General features: G+C 61.2%; 20 protein-coding genes. 11 read left to right on the forward strand and 9 right to left on the reverse strand.

The window, feature by feature from the left end; genetic code table 11:
- Positions 1-68 precede the first annotated feature (68 nt).
- The 3 genes from ACN9MY_RS09875 to ACN9MY_RS09885 all read left to right on the forward strand — a co-directional run bounded on the left by ACN9MY_RS09875 (position 69) and on the right by ACN9MY_RS09885 (position 4790).
- Positions 69-2717, forward strand: a complete 2649-nt coding sequence (locus tag ACN9MY_RS09875; protein ID WP_426337233.1) for a TonB-dependent receptor — start codon at positions 69-71, stop codon at positions 2715-2717.
- A gap of 70 nt (positions 2718-2787) precedes the next feature.
- On the forward strand, positions 2788-3726 hold the full coding sequence (locus ACN9MY_RS09880; RefSeq protein ID WP_426337234.1) for a glycosyl hydrolase: 939 nt from the start codon (positions 2788-2790) through the stop codon (positions 3724-3726).
- Positions 3723-4790 carry an acyltransferase family protein gene (locus tag ACN9MY_RS09885; protein ID WP_426337235.1) on the forward strand — a complete coding sequence of 356 codons (1068 nt, stop codon included), beginning with the start codon at positions 3723-3725 and terminating at the stop codon, positions 4788-4790. Before ACN9MY_RS09880 ends, ACN9MY_RS09885 begins: the two co-directional genes overlap by 4 nt.
- Here ACN9MY_RS09885 and ACN9MY_RS09890 read toward each other — a convergent pair.
- From ACN9MY_RS09890 to tssK, 7 genes are read right to left on the reverse strand one after another with little or no spacing between them, the layout of a single operon-like run.
- Positions 4780-5844, reverse strand: coding sequence for a M949_RS01915 family surface polysaccharide biosynthesis protein (locus tag ACN9MY_RS09890; protein ID WP_426337236.1), 1065 nt, complete (start codon positions 5842-5844; stop codon positions 4780-4782). The two genes, ACN9MY_RS09885 and ACN9MY_RS09890, sit on opposite strands and share 11 nt — an antisense overlap.
- The gene (locus ACN9MY_RS09895; RefSeq protein ID WP_426337237.1) at positions 5837-6328 is read right to left on the reverse strand and encodes a hypothetical protein; all 492 of its coding nucleotides are present in this window, start codon (positions 6326-6328) and stop codon (positions 5837-5839) included. The genes ACN9MY_RS09890 and ACN9MY_RS09895 overlap by 8 nt, the downstream gene beginning before the upstream one ends.
- Entirely contained in the window at positions 6325-7584 is a 1260-nt protein-coding gene (locus tag ACN9MY_RS09900) for a hypothetical protein (protein WP_426337238.1), read from the reverse strand. The genes ACN9MY_RS09895 and ACN9MY_RS09900 overlap by 4 nt, the downstream gene beginning before the upstream one ends.
- Complete coding sequence (locus ACN9MY_RS09905; RefSeq protein ID WP_426337239.1) at positions 7581-8195, reverse strand: hypothetical protein; 615 nt, start codon at positions 8193-8195, stop codon at positions 7581-7583. Before ACN9MY_RS09905 ends, ACN9MY_RS09900 begins: the two co-directional genes overlap by 4 nt.
- A gap of 16 nt (positions 8196-8211) precedes the next feature.
- The gene (locus tag ACN9MY_RS09910; protein WP_426337240.1) at positions 8212-8691 is read right to left on the reverse strand and encodes a hypothetical protein; all 480 of its coding nucleotides are present in this window, start codon (positions 8689-8691) and stop codon (positions 8212-8214) included.
- Positions 8692-8738: 47 nt separating this feature from the next.
- A complete protein-coding gene (icmH, locus tag ACN9MY_RS09915) occupies positions 8739-9497 on the reverse strand; it encodes a type IVB secretion system protein IcmH/DotU (RefSeq protein ID WP_426170273.1) in 759 nt (252 codons plus the stop codon).
- Positions 9498-9510: 13 nt separating this feature from the next.
- A complete protein-coding gene (tssK, locus tag ACN9MY_RS09920) occupies positions 9511-10851 on the reverse strand; it encodes a type VI secretion system baseplate subunit TssK (protein WP_426170274.1) in 1341 nt (446 codons plus the stop codon).
- A 204-nt stretch (positions 10852-11055) separates the two neighbouring features.
- Here tssK and ACN9MY_RS09925 point away from each other — a divergent pair, with 204 nt between their 5' ends.
- From ACN9MY_RS09925 to tssH, 8 genes are read left to right on the forward strand one after another with little or no spacing between them, the layout of a single operon-like run.
- Positions 11056-11670: a tetratricopeptide repeat protein gene (locus ACN9MY_RS09925; protein WP_426170275.1), complete on the forward strand. Its 615-nt coding sequence runs from the start codon at positions 11056-11058 to the stop codon at positions 11668-11670.
- Positions 11671-11696: 26 nt separating this feature from the next.
- Positions 11697-12200, forward strand: a complete 504-nt coding sequence (tssB, locus tag ACN9MY_RS09930; RefSeq protein WP_426170277.1) for a type VI secretion system contractile sheath small subunit — start codon at positions 11697-11699, stop codon at positions 12198-12200.
- Between the two features lies 1 nt (position 12201).
- The gene (gene tssC / locus ACN9MY_RS09935; protein ID WP_426170279.1) at positions 12202-13683 is read left to right on the forward strand and encodes a type VI secretion system contractile sheath large subunit; all 1482 of its coding nucleotides are present in this window, start codon (positions 12202-12204) and stop codon (positions 13681-13683) included.
- Positions 13684-13713: 30 nt separating this feature from the next.
- On the forward strand, positions 13714-14205 hold the full coding sequence (locus tag ACN9MY_RS09940) for an Hcp family type VI secretion system effector (protein WP_426170281.1): 492 nt from the start codon (positions 13714-13716) through the stop codon (positions 14203-14205).
- Between the two features lie 41 nt (positions 14206-14246).
- Positions 14247-14708 carry a type VI secretion system baseplate subunit TssE gene (gene tssE, locus ACN9MY_RS09945; protein ID WP_426170283.1) on the forward strand — a complete coding sequence of 154 codons (462 nt, stop codon included), beginning with the start codon at positions 14247-14249 and terminating at the stop codon, positions 14706-14708.
- Position 14709: 1 nt separating this feature from the next.
- The gene (gene tssF / locus ACN9MY_RS09950; RefSeq protein WP_426322081.1) at positions 14710-16554 is read left to right on the forward strand and encodes a type VI secretion system baseplate subunit TssF; all 1845 of its coding nucleotides are present in this window, start codon (positions 14710-14712) and stop codon (positions 16552-16554) included.
- Positions 16518-17609 (forward strand): type VI secretion system baseplate subunit TssG, encoded by a 1092-nt coding sequence (gene tssG, locus ACN9MY_RS09955; protein ID WP_426322083.1) that lies wholly within the window; start codon positions 16518-16520, stop codon positions 17607-17609. The genes tssF and tssG overlap by 37 nt, the downstream gene beginning before the upstream one ends.
- A gap of 10 nt (positions 17610-17619) precedes the next feature.
- On the forward strand, positions 17620-20304 hold the full coding sequence (tssH, locus tag ACN9MY_RS09960) for a type VI secretion system ATPase TssH (protein ID WP_426337241.1): 2685 nt from the start codon (positions 17620-17622) through the stop codon (positions 20302-20304).
- Here the strand turns inward: tssH and tssA are convergent, their stop codons facing one another.
- Entirely contained in the window at positions 20305-21345 is a 1041-nt protein-coding gene (gene tssA / locus ACN9MY_RS09965) for a type VI secretion system protein TssA (protein WP_426170290.1), read from the reverse strand.
- Positions 21346-21359: 14 nt separating this feature from the next.
- Positions 21360-22109, reverse strand: coding sequence for an OmpA family protein (locus ACN9MY_RS09970; protein WP_426170292.1), 750 nt, complete (start codon positions 22107-22109; stop codon positions 21360-21362).

The following is a 22109-nucleotide window of genomic DNA, read 5'->3' on the forward strand; positions in this document are numbered from 1 at the left end:
TGAACGTGGTTTTAGAAACTGGTAACAACAGACCGGGCTTTGAGACAGCCCATACTTAGGGGGAGTAAATGAACCGCAATATGACACCGATCGCGACTGCAGTCGCCATCCTGACCGCCACCATCGGCATGGCGCAAGCACAGCAAGCTGCTCCGGCAGAGCAGAACGTCGTGATCGTGACCGGCGTGCGTGCCGCACTGGCACAATCGATCAACCAGAAGCGCAACGCCGACTCGCTGGTTGAAGTGATTACCGCCGAAGACGTGGGCAAGATGCCGGACAAGAGCGTGGCCGACTCGCTGCAGCGCGTGCCGGGCGTATCGGTTGCCACGGCCGGCGGTTCAGAAGGCGGCTTCGGCGAGAACGACCGCGTCAGCCTGAAGGGCACTCCCTCCAACCTGGCGCTGACCACCCTGAATGGCCACACCGTGTCGAGCGGCGACTGGTACATCTCCAACATCACCAACGGTGGCCGCTCCGTCAGCTACTCGATGTTCCCATCGGAGCTGATCGGCCGCGTGACCGTGCACAAATCTTCGCAGGCCAACCTGATCGAAGGCGGCGCATCCGGCAACGTCGACATCGAAACCCGCAAGCCCCTGAGCTTCAAGGATCCGCTGACCCTGATGGGCGCCGTGACCGGCGTGTACAGCGAAGGTTCGAAGAAGACCGATGCGCAGTTCAGCGCACTGGGCAACTGGAAAAATGAACAGAACAATGTGGGCGTGTTGGTCCAGCTGTTCGATGAAAAGCGTACCCTGCGCCGTATCGGCCAGGAGTTCCTGTGGTGGGACAAGCTGAGCGCAGGCTATGCGCCGCAGTGGGTGGCCGCCAATCCTGAAGTGGAAGGCAAGTACATCTCCCTGCTGACCGGTACCGCCATGTTCAACCAGGAGCGCGAGCGCAAGGGCGGCATGATCGACGTGCAGGTCAAGGTCAACAAGGAATTCGACTTCGACATCAACGGCTTCTACACCCGCCTGGATGCGGACAATATCAACGCCAACTTCATGCTGGCGCCATACCAGCCGCTGACCAACAACTGGTCCGGCGTGGGCGGCGTGATTCCTTCCAAGTGGACCGTCACCGGCGACACCATCACTTCGATCACCTTCCCAAGCACCTGCCCGGTAGCAGACTGCTCGAAGATGGGGCCATCGGTGCAAGACATCATTGCCCGTCCAGGCTCCTATAGCGATTCGAAATTCGTCAACTTCGACTTCAACTACCGTCCTACCCAAGACCTGAAATTCAAGGGCCAGATCGGCACCACCCGCGGTACCGGCTATGCCCGCGACTATGGCTACGAAGCCTGGCTGGCTTATTCGGGCAGCAGCCTGACCACCCATGGCCTGGATTCGCCAGCCACCGTGACCGTGGATAACGCAGGCACCTTCAACCCGCGTACCGGCGCCGACTTCTTCGGCGGCTGGGCTTCCGACGTGACCGCGAAAGACAAGGAAACCTACGGCCAGATCGACGGCCAGTACAAGACCCAGTGGAATGGCGTGCCAACCCTGCATTTCGGCGTGCGTAACGCGAACCATGAGCGTTCGCTGACCTGGCTGGGAGGCACCGTTGCTGCCGCCGGTTCGCAGCTGGCCAACCGTCCTACCGGCTTGACCAGCTTCCCGAGCAGCCCTCTGCCTAACTTGCTGAGCAATGCGTGGACCTTCGATGCGGAATCGATGAAGGCCTGGGGCGACAAGTATGTCAGCTTCGCCAACCACGCCTACCAGAGCGAATTCCTGATCAAGGAAAAGGCCACTGCAGCATACGTGATGGGTGACCTGGAGTTCGGCAACTTCGGCGGTAACGTCGGTGTGCGCTTCGTGAAGACCAAGATCGATGTGGACAACGGCTCGCCGAACAACGTCTGGAATCCGACTCACAGCTCCAACACTTATAACGACTTCCTGCCAAGCATCAACCTGTACACCAACCTGACGCCGGACCTGAAACTGCGCGGTGCCGCCAGCCGCACCCTGGCTCGTCCAGACTTCGGTTCGCTGGGCGCCTTGAGCCTGAACGACCTGACCTTCTCCGGTTCCGGCGGCAACCCGAACCTGCGCCCGATCATGTCGAACAACGTCGATGTGGGCCTGGAATGGTACTTCATGCCGAAGTCCCTGCTGGGCATGAACATCTACAACATGAACATGGGTTCGTACGTGACCTTCGGTTCCTCGAAGGCTGACTTCTTCAACCAGTCGGTTGGCAAGATCACCACCTACAACATGAGCTCCGCAGTGAACACCAAGGCACGTGTACGTGGCGTGGAACTGCAGTATGTACAGGACCTGGGCAACGGTTTCGGCCTGAACGCGAACTACACCTATGCCGACGGCAAGGAAACCGCCGCTGCACCGAAATCGGCCTGTGCCGACCTGGGCGACTGCAGCATGATCGGCACTTCGAAGAACTCCTATAACCTGGGCGTGTTCTACGAGACCAGCAAATTCAGTGCACGCATCAACTACAGCTACCGTTCGGCTTTCCTTAATGGCCTGGACCGCAACAGTGCAATCTACCAGGATGACGTAGGCACCCTGTCCGCAGCCCTGAACTACAACCTGACCGACAACATCACGCTGTCGCTGGAAGGCAAGGACCTGAACGATCCGACCCTGAAGTCCTACGCAACGTCCCGTGACCAGCCACGCGCGTTCTACAAGAACGGCAAGCAGATCTTCTTCGGCGTGCGCGGCAAGATGTAAATGATCCCGATGTGAGAGTGTTATGGCAGGGTTCCTCCGGGGCCCTGCCTTTTTTGTATCCGGAGTTTGAATGCGTAAAGTAATGCTGGCGGTGCTCGCCGCCTTCTCGACTGTTGCCGTCGCGGCGCCGGCAGTCGTCCATAGCCCCTATAAATACCTGTCGCCGTGGGATCCTGCGCAGGGCGTCCAGACCTGGGCCTTCGCTAGCGGCGAATGCGGCGAAGAGCGCTGGGGCGAGGTTGACGGCGCCGCTGTCGCAGCCGCCAACGTGCCGCGCTTCGTCCAGGCTGGCGTTGGCTATGTCGTTTCGACAGGAGGGCAGGGCAGTATCTTCACCTGCGCCACTGACGAGGGCATGGAGCTGTTCGTGTCGCGCTATATGTCGCCACAGCTGATTGGCTTTGATTTCGATATCGAACATGGCCAGACGGCCGCGCAAATCGATTCGCTGGTGGCGCGCATCGCCCTGGTGCAAAGGGCGCGTCCGCAACTGCGGTTGAGTTTCACCATTGCCACCCATGCCGCTTCGGACGGCAGTGCGCGCAGCCTGAATGAAACGGGAGAACAGGTGCTGGCCGCCTTGCGCAAGCATGGCGTGCAGGATTACGTGCTGAACCTGATGGTGATGGATTTCGGGCCGGCCAGCCGTAAAGTATGCGTGGTGCGGCGTGGCCGCTGCGATATGGCCGCTTCCGCCATCCAGGCCGCGCAAAATGTACATCACAAGTACAAAGTGCCGTTCGCGCAAATTGAGCTGACACCCATGATTGGTGTGAACGACGTGGCGGAAAACGTCTACACCCTGGACGATGCACGCGCCACAGTAAGTGCCGTGCGCAAGATGGGCATGGCGGGAGTCCATTTCTGGTCGCTTGACCGCGACCAGCCTTGCGGCAAGCCGTCCAAGGGGGCGGAAGCGAATTGCAGCTCGATGGCGAACGTAGCGGCGGGCTCCTACCGGCGCATCCTGGTGCCGGCTGCGGCAATTCCGCGGAAGGCTTCACAATGACTGCCGCAGCCCGTTACCAGTCTCTGGACGTCCTGCGCGGCCTGACGGTCGCGTTGATGATTATCGTGAATACGCCGGGTGACTGGAGCCACGTCTACTCTCCCTTGTTGCATGCGCCCTGGCACGGGTTCACGCTGACTGATTGGGTATTTCCGAGTTTCCTGTTCGTCGTTGGTAACGCGCTTGCGTTCACGCTTCCGCGCTATGAAGGCATGGGTGGCGCGGCCGTGCTGGCCAGGATTGCCAAGAGGACCATTACCATCGTTGCCCTCGGCCTGCTGCTATGCCTATTGCCCAAGCTGGGCGGGCCTTTAAGCGAGGTGCGCCTGCCGGGCGTGTTGCAGCGCATAGGCCTGTGCTTCGGCATCGCCGCGCTGGTGCTGCATTATCTCGGCGAACTCGGTGCAGTGGTGTTCAGTGTCCTCGCTTTGCTCGGCCACTGGCTGGTCATGGCGCTGTTTGGTGACTATAGCCTCGAAGGCAATGCAGGCCGGGCTATCGACCTTTGGATATTTGGCGCAGGCCACCTGTACCAAGGGGAAGGCCTTCCCTTCGATCCGGAAGGCCTGATGGGTACTTTGCCCGCCACGGTAAATGTCATCGGGGGATATTTCGCAGGCCGCTACCTGCGCGGGCATGGCGCGACCGTGCGAACGCTCGGTGTGCTGGCCGGCGCTGGCGTCGTGCTGTCGGTATTGGCGCTGTGCTGGGCTCCGCTGCTGCCGATCAATAAGAAACTGTGGACTGGCAGTTACGTGCTTCTGTCGACCGGTACCGCGCTGCTCGTGCTGGTGGCGCTAGCGTGGATCATCGAAGTACGCGGCGCCAGGCGCTGGACCTACTTCTTCGAAGTGTTCGGCAAAAACACGCTGTTCATCTACATGCTGTCGCAAGTGGCTGTGGTAGCACTGGACAAAACCGGCACTTACGCGCCCTTGGCCGCAGCGCTGGAGCCGGTCGGCAGCCCTAGAGCCGCCTCGCTGGCGTTTGCGCTGCTTTTCATGCTTGCCTGCTGGCTGGTGGGCTATTGGCTGGACAAACGGAAAATCTACATCAAGGTGTAGTTTTCACGAACTCGAGGCGATTGTTTTCATATTTCCATTCGTTGTACGGTCCGAAGACTCGCAAGTTTTCCGGACTAACGGAAATCTGCTGCGCGCGCTTCAGTCGCCTGGACAGCGTTCCATCGCTTGGCGGGCCACTGGCCGGCCTGAACGAATCAAGCTTATACAGGCGTTTTCCATCAACGCTCACCATGGCCAGGGCGATCTCGCGCGGCGCTGGACTGAAGTAAATGCGCCTGACAGTCGTGTTTCGGTCCTGCAGATAGACACCGTCGTTGTGCCACTTTGCAAAAAAATAGTCGTCACATGCAGCCTTCGGCGTGTGCTTCCATTCACAGGCGAGCAGGATTTTCACATGGCGGTCATCCAGCCTTTTGATGGAGATGTGCGCCTTGCTATAGCCCCATTTGTCTGGTGACGAATGAAGGCTGTATTCGCCTTCCAGCTCCTGCAATGGGGCGCGTGGCGCGTTCTCGCGTGCGACGCTGCCGGAAGTTTCGTTCCAGATGTTACGCAGGTGATCCAGGAAGGCCGCGTTTTCCGGCAGCAGCAATGCGGCATCCGGCTTTGGCGTTCCGCCGCTTACCGGCTGGGCGGACGTGAAAACAAGTGCCTGTCCCCGCATCGCGTACTTGTCGTCACCCTGGCGCATGATGGCTTTGATTTCCGATGGCTCCGACTCTGTTCCACAAGTCAGGCTGTATGCGACGGTTACTTCTGCGGTGCCATCGTTATTAAGGTCTGTCACCGGGGCGGCATTGGGAAAAAATGTCGGCTTTGCTCCGGAACCTGCGGGACACTCTGCGCCATCCCTGATGATCCATTCACGCGCCCCGTTCTTGTTGAACGACATGGCGGCAAGGTTGATGGCCTTTCCAGCACGGCTTTTGGCCGCCGTTTCCCGTTCGGTGAGCAGGAGCGTATGGTCGCCATGAGAGTCGCTGTAGCGAACCAACGATACGACTTGCTCGTTTGGCTTCAAGTCTTCCTTGAGCATGGCAGGGATTTCGGATGTGCAGCAAGCGGCCATTAAAAGGCCCAGGAGATTATTCATGAACTTGAGGGTCCAAGGGCAGATACACCAATATCTTTCCAGAGGAGTTACAGGCAACGCCAACAAGCTCTCGGCCAGACTTCGTGACCGTCGTCGCATATTTTCTGCAATTGGCGCGGCTGGAGAGAATTGCTGTCGAATTCCTGTTCCTGTAGAGGAGATCGCGAAATTCCCTGGTGAGCCAGGGACGCGCGGCTTCGGGAACAATGAAAATTTCCCGGGCCGGCTCTTTGAGGGAGCTGAACCAGTCTTGTTCCTGCTCCAGCTCCGCGATTAAGGTCTGGAAGTCAGTGGGGCCAGGCACCCAGCCGGAGTCGTCGGGAGTCCCAAAGATCTCCCAGCGGGCGGATTTGGCCTCCATCGGGAGATTGACGATTGCGCGCAACGCGGCAATGTCTTCCGACTGCGGCTTCGGGTCTCCGAAGGAGCATCCGCAGAGGAGGAAGATGGTGGCGGCAATGAGAATTCGATTCAGGGTTTTCATTTCTGGATTCCGATCCGGTTGAATATTGCCTCAGTCTTATCATGGCTGGCACTAATCGTTAGTGCGTGAAAACTGCGTGGATACTTTTCGCTCACACTGGAAACGTCTGGCCTTGCTTCAAACCTGAACTTGATGTTCGCATTGCGCTGGAGCGCAAATTCAAACACGTTCACGTTCGTGACCGACTCGTGTTCCCGTTTCTCGGGAAAGGAGCCGGTCGAAACCAGGTCGGCGAAGAACGTCTTTGGCAAGCTCATACTGTACACACCGATGGGGAAATTCCTCGGGTGCACAGAAAGTATTGCGCTTTCCCAAGTACTCTTCGAAGTCTCGCGATGAAAGTCCACGGAGATCGACCTGAATCCAAAATTCTCCACTCCGAACCACAGTGCTGTTTTGATGGGAGCTCCTGGGTTCTTCGGCCAAAAGTACTTCCCCTCACCGAACACAGGATCGGATTCTTGCAGTGGCCTCTTGTTTTCGATCACCTCACGCATCGTTTGCGTAATGAGGGTCAAATGCTCCCGCTGTTCTGGCGACATCGGAACAGTGGTGGGAAGCTCCCTTGGGTCCATTTTGTCGAAGTTGACCGGGCCGCTTTGATCCATGTTTCTGGTTTCGGTGAATGGATTGTCCAAGTCGCGCGTACGTACCCAGGCAGTTGTGATTTTGGCGGTTGCAGGGTGTACGTATCGAACGCGCGTATAGGAATCGTCGCCTTCAAGGGCTGCGACTACGTCGCCGGCAACGAGCAAGCCCTTTCGTTCCTTAATGGCGTCGCCATCTTTGTCGTTAAATTTTGTCGTTCTCAGAACAACGCGAATACCGATGGCTGGCATCTTCTTCAAGATGGTGTAGCGTGTCGGATGGTCGTCGTCCGGGCCTTTGTCAAAAGTTCCAGCGGCGCTGCCGCAACCGGCCTGGGGTTCGTCGGTCTGAATGATCCATTCGCCGTTCCTCTCCCAAACTCGGCCCGGGATGTCGTCTTCCTTGCTTCCATCCCGAATGGGAAAAGAGTTGATGACGATAGGAGAATTGGCGTGGCGAGCGGTCTCCTTGAAGAGGAAGCTGCAAGAAAAATGCAGGATCTGGTGCGTCATGTTGAAGGCACCGCGAATGCCTTTGCTGGAAGTGGTGGCGACCAGGTGTGGATGGTCAAAGACCAGCAGCGTCTCGTTCGCGGTGGTGCTTGCGGCTGCGGTGCCCCCCGCCGCCAGGAATGCCAGCAGAATTGCCAAATGCGCCTGGATCTTCATTGTTCGGTTTGCGGGAATTCAAGCTGGCGAAAATCGTCGGACAGTATGCCGGTCGGCGTGCCCTCGACATCGGGGTAACTGCTGAACTTGACCGCCAGCCTGCCGTCCCGGATGGAATATGCGGAGAAAGCCGAGGCATTTTCCAAATGGTCGGGGAAAATCGATCGCCAGCAGCTCTCGACTTGTACCTTGCCGAGCACTTTGACTTTCGCATCGCTCATGCTCAGCGCATTGATAAATACCTCGGCTCCCGAGCCGCACTGGCCCATGCCTTCGCCGCCGCTGCTGCGAATGACAGAGTTGAACAGGACTACATTGCGTGACAGGTAGGGCTGCAATGCCATAGGCAGGAATCGGATGGATTTTTCCATGCCGATCAGTTCCGGGCCGTAGTTCATGTCGATTCGTTCTACCGTATGCGGGCGGCCGTTGACTGCGATGCTGACAGTGCGGGCTTTCGGCTGATAGTCCAGCGTCAGTGTCCTGCCAGGCAGGCAAAGGGAGGCTCCTGGCTGCTGTTGCTTGGCGCCGGCCGCGCAACCGAAGTCTTTTAACCCGGTCGCTTGCGCAGAAAAAGCTGCGAAGCAAGCGAGTACTGTGATCATGCGCATCAGGTTACTCGCAAGTTTAGTCGTTGACATGTCTCGACGTGACGAGAGGCGGCCGCTCCCCCTCACAATAGCCGGCCTCAGTGCCTTTGCCTTCAGTTGCGGCGTTATCGATGCAGGTCAGATTGCCTGCGCCATTTCGCAAGTAGCTCGTGTCGATTACACGTAAGTTGTACTTGGAGCAGACCGTGCGCCTCGCATTGCGCGCAGCAGCGATGGCGAAGACTTGGACGCTTCCTTTGGAGCTGAATTCAAGATGGCCGCGCGACGGATCAAGTTTCATCCACAATCCGGCGTCCTTGACCAGCGGCATAGCCAAGTCTTCAGGGGCCTCCGAATCCGAATAAAGCGAGATACGTGCCCATCGCTGCTTATCGTTATCACCTTGCTTGATGCGTTCGCTCATCGCTTCGCTTTCGCGCTGAGATTTATCCGCGGGGTTGGCAATGGCGGCGCAGCAGGCGAATGGCAGGATGATGGCGAACAGGATTCTCTTCATTGAAACAGGCGGCCTTGCCGGGACAGGCTGTCCCGGCAGCAAGCGCTTTACGGCAGGGTAATCGTGACGTGCGCTTGTCGCGGCGCCATGCGCACGACGTCGTTATAGGCGCTCACTTGCTGCGCCGTATGGCTGGACAGCGAAGTGCGCAGGCCGATATACGCCAGCGCGGAAATCAATGCGAACACGGAGCACAGCACCCACAGCGGCAGGTCGCTGCGCAGCTTGTGCATGACCTGGTCGGGACGTTCGGCGTGCGGCGCGAAGCCGGGACGGCGGCCCTTCATGTGGGCGATTTCGTCGCCCAGGCGGCTGGTCAGGTAGCCCAGTTTTTCCGAGCCTTCCAGGATGTAGCGGCCCTGGAAGCCAAGCAGCAGGCACATATGGAACACTTCCAGCGCTTCCACGTGTTCGCTGCTGCGGGTGCGCAGCGCATCCAGGCGGTTGAAGAAGTTCTCGCCGGCGAGCTGGTCGCCGAACAGGGTCAGTTGCAGCGGCTTCAGTTCCCACGCATCGCGGATGGAAAAGTGGGAGCGAAGGATGATCTCGTCGACCGCGGCGCAAAAGGCGTACTTGGCGGCGTCGATATCGTCGGCAGAGGCGTTCTTCTTGCGCGCATTGCGGCCGAAGTCGTCGAGGAAGCGCGTCATGCGCGACTGGAACTCGGCGTGGTCCTGCGGCGCGCTGCCGTTTTTCAGCATGAAGAGGGCGTAGAAGCCGTCGTACATCATGTCCAGCAAGGAGCCGCTGGCGGCCGGTGCGGCAACTGGTTCGGCGATAAGTGAAGGTGGGGCGATGGTGTTCATGTTCTGCTCTGATTCAGGAGTTCACGGCAATCAATTCAAGTCTCAATTCGCGCATGCCGGCCGGGGCATAGATTTCGATGGACTGGGCCTGCAGCATGCGCTCGTACAACGGGCCTTTGGAGTCCAGGGTGAAGTAGCAGGTGTCCGGGCGCACCGGCACCGCGGCCGGGACTTGCGGCGCATGTGCCAGCCGCACGCCAGGCATGGCGGACAGCACCAGCTTTTCGACGTCGTCCGGTGCGCCGACCTTGAAGCGCAACGGCACGACTTCCACCAGTTCGACGGCCGGCATCTCGGCGCCGACAGCCAGGTAGAAGGTGGTGTCTTCGCTGATCTTGCCGGAATCAAGCATGCCGCGGTGGTGAGCCGGCTTCGGCTGCGACAGAGCGATGGCAAAGTAGCGCGAGGAAATCACGGTATCCAGCAGTTCGCGCACGATCATGTAAAGCTGCGAAAACGCGGGGCCCGGATCGTCGTGGCGATAAGGCGGCAAGTCCGACAGCGACCAGCTGCGCGAGTACGTCATCAGCGCGCCCGCCAGCGACAGCAGCTGTTCGTACAGGCGTTCCGGGTGCAGCTCGGGGTTATGGTAGTAGTGCGACAGCGAAGCGAAGGCGGTGCTGGCGGTATGCAGCAGCCAGAAAGTGGACATGTCGCCGCTGCGGAATTCAATCACGTTGCGGCTAGGCTCGCGATGGTGGCCGTACAGCGCATTGACCTTGGCCTGCAGCGCATCGAGCAGGCGGCGCAGTTGCAGGAACAAGGGCTGGGCGGTGCGAATGGTCAGGCTTGGCGGCACGAAGCTCGGATCGAGTTCGAAGCCGCCGGTGGACAGGCGGCGCAGGCGCAGCAGCGGCAGGCACACATAGCCTTCGCGCGGTTCGGCGTCGGACACCAGGCGCAGGGATTTTTTCAGGTAGGCCAGTTCGGCTTGCGCAGCCTGGGTGTACAGGTCGGGCGTCTCGGCATTCGCTTGCGAGAAGCGGGCGCCATTCGCGGGCTGGCCGGCTTGCGCGAAATTGCCGCCGAAATGCTTGAACACGGGCAGGGCGGCGTACCAGGTCACGCTGTGCTGCGATTGCGCGAGCTGGCCCAGGTCGATCGCTTCCGGCAGGTTGTCATGGCCCGGCGCTTCAATCAATTCGCCATCCGGCAATACCAGCGACAGTTCGAGCAGGCGCAGCGTGTTATGCGCCAAGGCTTCCATGTCGATCGACAGGCGATCGACGCCCCACGCATACGGATGCACGGCTTTTACGCTGCGATGCAATCGGTGCTCGTGATAGCGGTCCTGCTGCTGGAAATGCTGAGGGCGCAAAAACAGGCCTTCGCCCCATAACACCTTGCTGGCCATCTGTGATCCTTCTGATAATTGTTTTCTGGTAAGTGCCAGAACAATAACACTTCCTGAGAAAGCCTGTATTAAAAGGCTCAATCGTGCGCGGGGATGTGGAAATTGGTGAGATTCAATTGTGCGTAGGTAATATTTTTTTTCTGCTAACGTTCGTCCGACGCAATTATTGTAAAAAAGCTATTTGTCCGTTCGATGAGGTTAGTTATGAAGAAAATCACTGTTATCTCCCGTATTTTGTGCATCGCAGCAATCGCTGCTTCCCTGTCTGCCTGCCAGACCATGGATACCGCTAAAGTTGCCGTTCCGGTAAAACCGAAGCTGGAAGACATGCTGGCCCGGGCTACCGAAGCCAAAGTGGCCGGTAAACAAGAGCAGGCCATCACCCTGTGGAAGGAAACTGCCAACGCCTACCCTGCCGATAAGTCGCCATGGGTGAACATCGCCCAGTCCCGCTATGACGCAGGGCAATATGGCGAAGCGATCGTGAGCGCCCAGGAGATCCTGGTGCGCGATCCATCCGACCAGCTGGCCAACAGCATCATCGCCATTTCCGGCCTGCGCCTGTCCACCCGTGCCCTGGGTGACCTGAGCCGCCAGAACAACCTGTCCGGTTCGATCCGTACCGAATCCCAGGACCTGGCCAAGCTGCTGCGCGAGAGCCTGGGCGAAACCGTGCTGGTGCCAAATACCGATAAAAAGCCGCAGGCGCGCAGCAACAACACCGCCAATGCCGCTGCCAATGCCGTCCGGACCAGGGCTCAATCTGCCCGGACGCCTGCATCGACCCCTAGCGCCGACCCATTCGGCGCACTGAAATAACCACCAAGTCCAAAGAAGGAGAAGCCATGTCCAAGAACGAAAGCGTCCAGAAGCGCCTGCAGAAAATCCGTCCGCCACGGGTCCAGATGACCTACGACGTGGAAATCGGCGACGCAATCGAAAACAAGGAACTGCCCTTTGTGATGGGGGTTGTCGGCGATTTCGGCGGCAATTCCGAGGTGGAGAAGAAGCGCCTGAAGGATCGCAGCTTCGTCAACATCGACCGCGACAACTTCGACGAAGTGATGAAGGGCGTGGAACCGCGCGCTGCCTTCCGCGTGCCGAATGAGCTGGGCGGCGAAGGCCAGTTCGGCGTCGACCTGAAATTCAAGGCCATTTCCGACTTCCGTCCGGAGTCGGTGGTGGAGCAGGTGGAGCCGCTGCGCCAGTTGCTGGAAGCGCGCAACAAGCTGGCCGACCTGCGCAACAAGCTGGCCGGCAATGACAAGCTGGAAGACTTGCTGAACGACGTTTTGCGCAGCACCGAGAAACTGGCCGAGTTGGGCCAGAAGCCTGAACAAGGAGAATGAGATGTCGGCACAATTGAACGCCGCCGGTGCACTGGCCACCGCAGAAGTAAACCTGCTCGACCAGATCGTCGAGCAGAGCAAGGTCGCCAAGTCGACCAGCGAGCACGCACGTGCGAAAGACATCATTTCCGAACTGGCGCAGCAGGTCATGGCCGGCACCGTGGTGGTGTCGGATAACCTGGCCGCCACCATCGACGCCCGCGTGGCGGAACTCGATCGCCTGATCTCCTCGCAACTGTCGGTCATCATGCACGCACCGGAATTCCAGAAGCTGGAAAGCAGCTGGACCGGCCTGCATTACCTGGTCAAGAACACCGCGACCAGCACCGGCCTGAAGATCAAGATGCTGAACGCGACCAAGAAGGAACTGGTCAAGGACTTCCAGGGCGCGCTGGAATTCGACCAGAGCTCCATGTTCAAGAAGGTCTACGAAGAGGAATTCGGCACCTTCGGCGGGGCTCCGTTCGGCGCCTTGCTGGGCGATTTCGAAATCACCCGCCAGCCGGAAGACATGTACTTCATCGAGCAGATGTCGCACGTGGCGGCTGCCGCGCACGCGCCTTTCATCAGCTCCGCTTCGCCCGAGCTGTTCGGCCTGGAGACCTACGCCGACCTGGGCAAGCCGCGCGACCTGTCGAAAGTCTTCGACACCGTGGAATACGCCAAGTGGAAGTCGTTCCGCGAATCCGAGGATTCGCGCTACGTCGGCCTGACCTTGCCGCGCTTCCTGGGCCGCCTGCCGTTCAACCCGGCCGATGGCGCCACGGTGGAAGGCTTCAACTACGTGGAAGACGTGGACGGCACCGACCACGAGAAATACCTGTGGTGTAACGCCGCCTACGCCTTCGGCGTGCGTCTGACCCGCGCTTTCGAGGACTTTGGCTGGTGCGCAGCCATCCGCGGCGTGGAAGGCGGCGGCCTGGTGGAAGACCTGCCAACCCACACCTTCAAGACCGACGAAGGCGAAGTCGCGCTGAAATGCCCGACCGAAATCGCCATTACCGACCGCCGCGAGAAAGAGCTGAGCGACCTTGGCTTCATCTCGCTGGTGCATTGCAAGAATACCGACTACGCGGCCTTCTTCGGCGCGCAGTCCGCGCAGAAAGCGCGCAAGTACAACACCGACGCTGCCAACGCCAACGCCGTGCTGTCGGCCCAGCTGCAGTACATCTTCGCCGTATCGCGCATCGCCCACTATATGAAGGCCATGATGCGCGACAAGATCGGCAGCTTCGCGGCTGCTTCGAACGTGGAGGATTACCTGAACCGCTGGCTGACCCAGTACGTGCTGTTGGACGACAACGCCAGCCAGGAGCAAAAAGCGCAGTTCCCACTGCGTGAAGCTAACGTGCAAGTGTCTGAAGTGCCTGGCCGTCCAGGCGTGTATCGCGCTGTGTCCTTCCTGCGTCCCCACTTCCAGCTCGACGAGCTGTCCGTTTCACTCCGTTTGGTCGCGGAGCTGCCGCAATCGACCAAGTCGTAATTTTTATCTTTAAACACAGAAAGGAATACCATGGCAATCGACGTTTACCTGCAAATCGACGGTATCAAAGGCGAGTCCACCGATACCGCCCACAAGGATTGGATCGAAGTCAAATCCGTCCAGTGGGAAGTCCTGCAGCCAAAGTCGGCCACCGCATCTACTGGCGGCGGCCATACCGCGGAACGCACCGAGCACCGCGATATCGTCATCAACAAGCTGGCCGACCTGGCTTCGCCACTGCTGCTGCAGAATTGCTCCTCGGGCAAAACCCTGCCAAAAGCGAAAATCGAATTCATGCGTGCTGACGGCCAGGGCGACCGCGTCAAGTACTTCGAAATCGAACTGGAAAACGTGCTGATCTCCAGCGTCGCTCCAGAAGTTCGCCAGGGCGACATCCTGGGCGAAGACGTTTCGCTGAAATACTCCAAAGTCAAGTGGAAGTACACCCAGCAGAAAGTCAACGGCGGCACCGGCGGCAACACCTCCGGCGGCTGGGACCTGTCGACCAATAAAGTAGCTTAAGCGGGGACTGAATGACGGTAAGGGGATTTGCGCCGGGGCTGATGGACCGGTTGCTCCAGCCTGGTGATGGCTCCGGCAGTGCGGCCGTCTACCGCATGTCGCTCGACGAGATGAAGGACTCCGTCGCGCGCGACCTGGAAGCATTGCTGAATACCCGAACCGTCATCCCTGAGCATCTGCTCAAACGCTTTCCGGAGTGCGGTCGTTCCATCGTCAGCTATGGGCTGAACGATTTCGCCGGCATGTCGCTGGCGAGCCCGGACGACCGCGCTGCCATTTGCCAGGGGCTGGAACGTGCCATTGCACGGCATGAGCCGCGCCTGCGCAATGTACGAGCCTCACTTGAAATGCAAGAGGGCGGCATCGACCGCCTGAATTTCGCCATTACGGCGCTGCTGGTGCTGCACGCGGCACAGGAGCCGGTCAACTTCGACGCGGTCCTGCAGCCATCCAGCCTGCAATACACGATTAGCAAGGCACGCCGCGCGCTGCCGGGAGCATGATTTGGAAGAGTTACTGCCGTATTACGAGCGCGAACTGGGTTTCCTGCGGCGCTATGCACGCGAATTCGCCGAGCGCTATCCCAAGATTGCTGGCCGCCTGCTGATTGGCGGCGAGGTATGCGAAGACCCGCATATCGAACGCATGATCCAGTCCTTCGCGCTGCTGAATTCGCGCGTGTCGAAGCGCCTGGACGACGATTACCCCGAATTTACCGAAGCACTGTTCGAGGTGCTTTATCCGCACTACCTGCGCCCATTCCCGTCCTGCTCGATCGCGCGCATGGACTATGCCACCACCGCCGCCCAGTTGACGGCGGCCAGCGAGATTGCGCGCGGAACGGTGCTCAACACGCGGCCCGTCAACGGCGTCGCGTGCACTTTCCGCACTTCCTATCCGGTGACGGTAGCGCCCCTTGTGCTGAGCCACGCCTCGTTCACCGCGGCGCTGGCCTCGCCGGAATCGGTGCAACTGCCTCCGGGCGCCGGCGCCGGCCTGGCGATCACGATCGATTCGGTGTCCGAGCAGATTGGCCTGCCTGCGATGGGCGTATCGAGCCTGCGCGTCTTCATCGACGGCGAACCCTCGTTCTGCGCCGCCCTGCGCGATGCGCTGTTCATGCGCAGCGCCAAAGCCTGGGTCGAGTGCGATGGCGACGGCCGCTGGCTGCCGCTGGCGCGCATTCCCGTCGCGGCCGCAGGCTTCGAGGAGGAAGATGCGCTGATCGATTTTTCGGCGCGCTCGCACCAGGCTTACCGCCTGCTGACCGAGTATTTCTGCTTCCCCGAGAAGTTCAATTTCTTCGATATCGACCTCGCTGCCCTGTGTGCGCTGCTGCCGATCGGCACCAAGCGCCTGACGCTGCACATCGCCATGAACGGCATACGTCCCGATTCGCATGTGGCGCGCATGCTGGCGACGCTGTCGACCAACAACCTGCTGCTGGGCTGCACCCCTGTGGTCAACCTGTTCCACCAGCGCGGCGAGCCGATTCGCATCTCGCATACGGCTGCCAGCTATCCAGTGCTGGCCGATGCGCGCCGCGCCTATGCCTACGAGGTTTACTCCATCGACGCGGTGCGCATGGTGCGCCAGACCCCGCAGGGCGAATCGATCGTCGAGTTCCGGCCGTTCTACTCGCTGCGCCACGGCGAGACGCCGGAAAAGCATGGCCATTACTGGGTGATGCGGCGCGATGAACAGATGGCGCACAAGAGCCCCGGCTATGAGACCGAGATCACTGTTGTCGACATCGACTTCGATCCGGCGGAGGTGGAAACCGATACCCTGAGCCTGCAACTGACTTGCACCAACCGCGACTTGCCGGCATCGCTGGCCTATGGCCTTCGAGGCGGCGACTTGTTCCTGGAAGGCGGCTCCAGCGTACGCAGCATCAGCTTCCTGCGCAAGCCGACGCCTTCCCAGCGCTTCGAGCGCGGACATGGGGCGCACTGGCGCCTGGTGTCGCACCTGTCGCTGAACCACCTGTCGCTGTCGGGCGGCGGCCTGCAGGCTTTCCAGGAAATGCTGGGACTGTACGACTTGCCGCGCTCGGCGGCGACCCAGCGCCAGATTCGCGGGCTGGAATCGGTGGAATACAAGCCGGCCAACGCCTGGCTGGCGGGAAACCCGTTCGCCTGCGTGGTGCGCGGCATGGAAGTGCGGCTGACGATCGACGAAGAAGCTTTCGTCGGCAGCGGCATCCATGCCTTCGCCCAGGTGATTGAACGTTTCCTGGGCCTGTACGTGCATGCCAACAGCTTTACGCAACTGGTCGTCGTGGCCGAGAGGACTGGGGAGGAGCTGCTGCGATGCACACCGCGAAGCGGCGATTTGAGCCTGCTGTAATCGAGCGCCTGTTCGCCGAGCCGTTCCGCTTCCAGTTCTTCCAGGCGGTGCGGATGGTGGAGCTATGGCTGCGCCGCAACGGCGTGGCGCAGGAGGGCGCGATCGCCAACTTCATGCGCTTCCAGAATTCGGTGACGCTGCGCTTCCCCGCCAGCCAGCTCGAAACGCTGCATCCGGAGCCGCGCGAGATCCTGCCTACCGCGCCGGCGCTGGCGGATGCCTTGCAGAGCAAGCAGCTGCGCTACCTGCGCATGACGCCCAATTTCATGGGCTTCCTGGGCAGCTCGGGAGCGTTGCCGGCGCATTACACGGAATCCATTGCGGCGCACCAGCTGTACGCGAAGGACGAGGGGCCGCGCGCCTTCCTCGATGCGTTTTCGACCCGCTCGCTGTCGCTTTTCTACGAAGCCTGGTGCAAGTACCGGCTGGAGCTCAAATACCAGGTCGATGGGCAGGACAGGTTCCTGCCGCTGCTGCTGGCGCTGGGCGGGCTTGGCAACAAGGGGCTGACGCAAAGGCTGTCGGGCCGCGAAGCCCAGGCTTCCGGTGCGGTGCGCGACGAGTCGCTGGCTTACTTTGCCACGGCGCTGCGCCAACGTCCGGCTTCGGCATCGACCATGGCGCGCGTGCTGGGCGAATACTTCCGCGTCGATATCAAGGCAACGCAGTTTGTCGGCTGCTGGTGCGAGGTGCCGGCGCTGCAGCAGACCATGCTGGGCGGCGTGCAGGCGCAACTGGGCGCCACCGCCATGATCGGCTCGCGCGTCTGGCAGCGCGACTTGCGCATGCGCCTGACCATCGGCCCGCTGCGGCGCACAGATTTCGATGCTTTCCTGCCCGGTGGTACTGCTGCGCGTGCCCTGGAAAAGCTGCTGTCGATGTTTACCGGGGTCACGCTGGAATACGAAATCTGCCTGGTGCTGCGCGCCGAAGACGTCTCCGGGGCGTCGCTTGGCGCCGGCGCGCGGCTGGGCTGGGACAGTTTCATACCGGACGAGGGTGCAAGCGAAGACCGCACCGATGTCCGCTACTTCATCCATGGATTAACAATGTGAGGACCGCTCGATGAGCATCAACCTGAAAACCCTGATCGGGAAACTGAATGACACTTGCCGCAATGCGGCCACTCGCGCGGCCAGCATCTGCGTTGGCCTTGGCCAGTATGAAGTAGACCAGGAACACCTGCTGCTCGCATTGCTGGAGAACCCGCGCAGCGACATGGTGGCCCTGGCGCGCCATTTTGAAGTCGACACCAGCCGCCTGCAGGCCGACCTGCAGGCCGAGATCGCGCGCTTCCGCAGCGGCAATGCGCGCACCCCGGTGTTTTCGGCGCGCCTGCCGAAGCTGTTCGAGCACGCCTGGCTGATCGCCTCGCTCGACCTGCAGGCCGGCCAGCAAGTCTTCATCCGCAGTGGCCACCTGCTGCAGGCCATGCTGACGGATCCGGAACTGTCGCAGCTGGCTTACCGCAGCTCGGCCCTGTTCCATCGCTTTGAGGCCGACGATATCAAGCACCACCTGGACAAGCTGACCGCCAATTCGGAAGAAGCCGAGGCGGCGGCCGCCACGCGCGCCGCGGGCGCGGGCGGCGACGGCGACCTGGGCGGCGATCCGGTCGGCGAAATGCAGCAGCCCGCAGGCAAGACCCCGGCGCTGGACCAGTTCACCACCAACCTGACCGAACGCGCACGCGCCGGCAAGGTCGATCCTGTGATTGGCCGCGATGCGGAAATCCGCCAGGCCATCGACATCCTGATGCGCCGCCGCCAGAACAACCCGATCCTGACCGGCGAGGCCGGCGTCGGCAAGACTGCCGTGGTGGAAGGCCTGGCCCTGCGCATTGCCCAGGGCGACGTGCCTGACGTGCTGAAGGGCGTGGCGATCCACACCCTGGACATGGGCCTGCTGCAGGCCGGCGCCAGCGTCAAGGGCGAATTCGAGAACCGCCTGAAGAACGTGATCGACGAAGTGCGCAAGAGCCCGACGCCGATCATCCTCTTCATCGACGAGGCGCACACCATGATCGGTGCAGGCGGCCAGGCCGGCCAGAACGATGCGGCCAACCTGCTCAAGCCGGCGCTGGCGCGTGGCGAACTGCGCACCATCGCAGCGACCACCTGGGGCGAGTACAAGAAGTACTTCGAGAAGGATGCCGCGCTGGCACGCCGCTTCCAGGTGATCAAGGTCGAGGAGCCGAGCGAGGAACTGGCTTGCGCCATGCTGCGCGGCATGGCTCCGCTGATGGAGCAGCATTTCAATGTGCGCATCTTCGACGAAGCGATTACCGAGGCGGTGCGCCTGTCGCATCGCTACATCATGGGTCGCCAGCTGCCGGACAAGGCAATCAGCGTGCTCGATACCGCCTGCGCCAAAGTGGCGCTGGGCCAGAGCGCCACGCCGGCTTTGATCGAGTCGCTGCAGCGTCGCCTGGAGCGCATGGCAGCTGAAACGGGCGCGCTGGAGCGCGAACTGGCGGCCGGCGGGGCGCATGAAGAGCGCCTGCAGGAACTGGCTGAAAGCCGCAGCGTGGCACAGGAAGAACTGGCTGCACTGCAAGCGCGCTGGGAGCAGGAGAAGGCGCTGGCAGCGCAGATCGGCGAGGCGCGTGCCAGGGTCGAGGCGGCATCTGCGCAGCTGGCCGGCGCCGGCGGCGCAGCGAGCCAGGCGCACGACATCCAGGCGATGCTCAAGGAGCTGCGCGCGCTGCAAGGCGAAGCGCCGATGGTGCCGGTGCAGGTGGACGGCAACGTGGTGGCTGAAATCGTTGCCGGCTGGACCGGCATCCCGCTGGGCAAGATGGTGAAAGACGAAATCCAGGCCGTGCTGAAGCTGCGCCCTGCGCTGGAAGAGCGCGTGATCGGCCAGCCGCACGCCATCGAAGCGGTGGCGCAGCGCGTGCGCACGGCACGCGCCAACCTGGACGACCCGAACAAGCCTAAGGGCGTGTTCCTGTTCGTCGGCCCGTCCGGCATCGGCAAGACCGAAACCGCGCTGGCCCTGGCCGACGCGCTGTACGGCGGCGAGCGCAAGATGGTGACCATCAATATGAGCGAGTACCAGGAAGCGCACAGCGTCTCCGGCCTGAAAGGCTCGCCGCCAGGCTACGTCGGCTACGGCGAAGGCGGCGTGCTGACCGAGGCAGTGCGCCGCAACCCGTACAGCGTGGTGCTGCTCGATGAAGTGGAAAAAGCCCACCCGGACGTGCTGGAACTCTTCTTCCAGGTGTTCGACAAGGGCGTGATGGACGACGCGGAAGGCCGCGAAATCGACTTCCGCAACACCATCATCATCCTGACCTCCAACGTCGGCTCGGCGACCATGATGCAGGCTTGCCTGAACAAGGAGTCGGAAGAAATGCCGTCGCCGGAAGAACTGGAAGCGGCGATCCGCCCGCAACTGGTGAAAGCCTTCAAGCCGGCCTTCCTTGGCCGCCTGAAAGTGGTGCCGTACTACCCGCTGGGCGACGATGTCCTGGCCAGCATCATCACGCTCAAGCTGGACCGCATCGGCCAGCGCGTGGCCGCCAACCACAAGGCGACCTTCCATTACGACGATACGCTGGTCGAAGCCGTGCTGGCGCGTTGCACCGAAGTCGATTCCGGCGCCCGCAATGTGGACAATATCCTGAATGGCACCTTGCTGCCTGAGATTGCGGAAGCGGTGCTGGCGAAAATGGCGGAGGGCAGTGCGATCGGCCGCATTGAAGTAGCGGCCGACCAGCAGGGGAATTTCAGCTACAGCGTAGTCTGATCAGTTGGACGAGGAGATGCCCAGCATCTCCTCGATATGCTGCAGCGAGTTGGAGTCTTTCACTACGCTGCGCAGCCAGGTGTGCAGGTCCTGCTCACCGGCGTCGGCGGCCTTGTCCGCGAAGTACGAGACGGGGCTGTGCGGCTCGGTGCGGCGGAAGAAGCTGGCGATCTCGCGCAGTTGCGTGATGGCCTGGGCGCGCGAAGCAATCGGGCCGCTCGCTTGCGGTGCAACGCCGGCCACCGGCTGCGCAATGATGATCTGCTCGCCGGCGGGAGCCGTGCCAAGCGGCGTGCTGACCGTGGCCGGCAGGCTGGCGTGCGACGGCATCGCGTCGATCATGGCCTGCACGGCATCGCGCGCTGCTGCAAAGCCGGGGCTGTCATTGCCCAGGAATTCATCGGACACCTGTTCCAGTTCTTTCAGGGCATCCATGCAATAGCGCGCATCGGTCGCGAATTGTTCGCGGAAGCGCGGCGAATTGCGCGAGCGAGCCGTCTCCATGTCGGCCAGTTTTGGCCAGTCCGGATTGCGCGCATGCTCCGGCAGGCTGGCCTGCTTGCGGGCCATGTCGAAGTCGATGGCGGAAAACGCCGTGCCCTGGCCTTCGGTCAGCGGCATTTCACGCAGCAGGGTGGGGGTGCGGCCCAGGATCCAGGCCAGGTTGCCGACGCGCTGCTCCATATCGTCGCCGTCCGGCTCAGGATACAAGCCGTTGTTCCAGAATTCACGGATCAGGCCCGCCAGCAGGCGGAAGGCTTCGCCCAGGCCCTGCATGCGGTGCTGCTTGGCCGCGGCTTCCGCCAGCCAGACTGCCACGCGCAGATCTTTGCTCTTTTCGCCCAGCAGGGTGCTGCAGCGCTTGACAACGAAGGCCCAGTCGGCCTCTTTCAGTTCGGTGACCCATTCGCCCTGCTCCAGTGAAGGGTCGTCAAAGCGGCGCGCCTGCGCAATGGCGTCGAAGTCGCTGGAGAAGGACAGGTCGTCGCCGGCCGGTTGTGCCGGCGAGATCGGCGCCAGCAAGGTTTCTGCGTTAAACATGGATATCTCCTCGGTTACTGCGCCATGCGGAATTCAATACGGCGGTTGCGTGCACGGCCTTCGACCGTGTCGTTGCTGGCGATCGGGCGATCCGGGCCGGAGCCGGAAGCGACCAGGGTCTCGGCAGCAATGCCCTTGCCGGTCAGGTAGTTGCGGACTGCTTCGGCGCGCGCTTGCGACAGGTTCTGGTTGCTGGCGCGCAGGCCCACGTTGTCGGTATGGCCGATGATTTCAACCTTCTGGCCTTTGAGCTTCAGCATCGCGGCGCCCATTTCGTCGAGGATGGCCCTGCCGGTTGGCGTCAGCACGGCCTGGCCGCTTTCGAACTCGACGATGCGGTTGGCCAGCGTGCGATCGAGCACGCCCTGGTCGGCGGCCGACACGCGCAAGCCGTTGGTGACGGTATAGGTAGGATTCAGCCGGGTGGCAAAGTCGCTGGCAATGCGCTGGCGCTGGGCTTCGTTGGCGACTTCGCCGCGCACGGAAACCGTGGTGCCGTCGATCTTGAGCTGGCCGCGGCTGACCTGTTTCAGGTCGGGCGTAATGAGCTTTTGCACGTAATCGCTCCAGTTGGCCGGCGTGGTGACCTGGCCCACGTTGATCTGGTCGAGCACCTTGTCGGCGCCATAGACTTCGCGCAGCTTGGCCAATACTGCAGCCTTGCTGGCTTCATCGGCCACGGTGCCGCTGGCGACCACCTGGCCGGGTACTTGTGCCTGCGCCGCAAAGGCGGCGCACAGCAGGAGGAGGGGAAGGTAACGCAT

This window comes from Pseudoduganella sp. R-31, from assembly GCF_049913235.1.
In the GTDB taxonomy this organism is placed as follows: domain Bacteria; phylum Pseudomonadota; class Gammaproteobacteria; order Burkholderiales; family Burkholderiaceae_D; genus Rugamonas.

Bases quoted from the DNA above. Each gene is read 5' to 3' on its own strand.
- icmH (WP_426170273.1), bottom strand. From the start codon at position 9,497: ATGAACACCATCGCCCCACCTTCACTTATCGCCGAACCAGTTGCCGCA.
- tssA (WP_426170290.1), bottom strand. From the start codon at position 21,345: ATGTTTAACGCAGAAACCTTGCTGGCGCCGATCTCGCCGGCACAACCG.
- ACN9MY_RS09890 (WP_426337236.1), bottom strand. From the start codon at position 5,844: ATGAATAATCTCCTGGGCCTTTTAATGGCCGCTTGCTGCACATCCGAA.
- ACN9MY_RS09940 (WP_426170281.1), top strand. From the start codon at position 13,714: ATGGCAATCGACGTTTACCTGCAAATCGACGGTATCAAAGGCGAGTCC.
- ACN9MY_RS09880 (WP_426337234.1), top strand. From the start codon at position 2,788: ATGCGTAAAGTAATGCTGGCGGTGCTCGCCGCCTTCTCGACTGTTGCC.
- ACN9MY_RS09900 (WP_426337238.1), bottom strand. From the start codon at position 7,584: ATGAAGATCCAGGCGCATTTGGCAATTCTGCTGGCATTCCTGGCGGCG.
- tssK (WP_426170274.1), bottom strand. From the start codon at position 10,851: ATGGCCAGCAAGGTGTTATGGGGCGAAGGCCTGTTTTTGCGCCCTCAG.
- tssB (WP_426170277.1), top strand. From the start codon at position 11,697: ATGTCCAAGAACGAAAGCGTCCAGAAGCGCCTGCAGAAAATCCGTCCG.
- ACN9MY_RS09895 (WP_426337237.1), bottom strand. From the start codon at position 6,328: ATGAAAACCCTGAATCGAATTCTCATTGCCGCCACCATCTTCCTCCTC.
- ACN9MY_RS09885 (WP_426337235.1), top strand. From the start codon at position 3,723: ATGACTGCCGCAGCCCGTTACCAGTCTCTGGACGTCCTGCGCGGCCTG.
- tssC (WP_426170279.1), top strand. From the start codon at position 12,202: ATGTCGGCACAATTGAACGCCGCCGGTGCACTGGCCACCGCAGAAGTA.
- ACN9MY_RS09925 (WP_426170275.1), top strand. From the start codon at position 11,056: ATGAAGAAAATCACTGTTATCTCCCGTATTTTGTGCATCGCAGCAATC.
- tssG (WP_426322083.1), top strand. From the start codon at position 16,518: ATGCACACCGCGAAGCGGCGATTTGAGCCTGCTGTAATCGAGCGCCTG.
- ACN9MY_RS09875 (WP_426337233.1), top strand. From the start codon at position 69: ATGAACCGCAATATGACACCGATCGCGACTGCAGTCGCCATCCTGACC.
- ACN9MY_RS09905 (WP_426337239.1), bottom strand. From the start codon at position 8,195: ATGCGCATGATCACAGTACTCGCTTGCTTCGCAGCTTTTTCTGCGCAA.
- ACN9MY_RS09970 (WP_426170292.1), bottom strand. From the start codon at position 22,109: ATGCGTTACCTTCCCCTCCTCCTGCTGTGCGCCGCCTTTGCGGCGCAG.
- tssE (WP_426170283.1), top strand. From the start codon at position 14,247: ATGGACCGGTTGCTCCAGCCTGGTGATGGCTCCGGCAGTGCGGCCGTC.
- tssH (WP_426337241.1), top strand. From the start codon at position 17,620: ATGAGCATCAACCTGAAAACCCTGATCGGGAAACTGAATGACACTTGC.
- ACN9MY_RS09910 (WP_426337240.1), bottom strand. From the start codon at position 8,691: ATGAAGAGAATCCTGTTCGCCATCATCCTGCCATTCGCCTGCTGCGCC.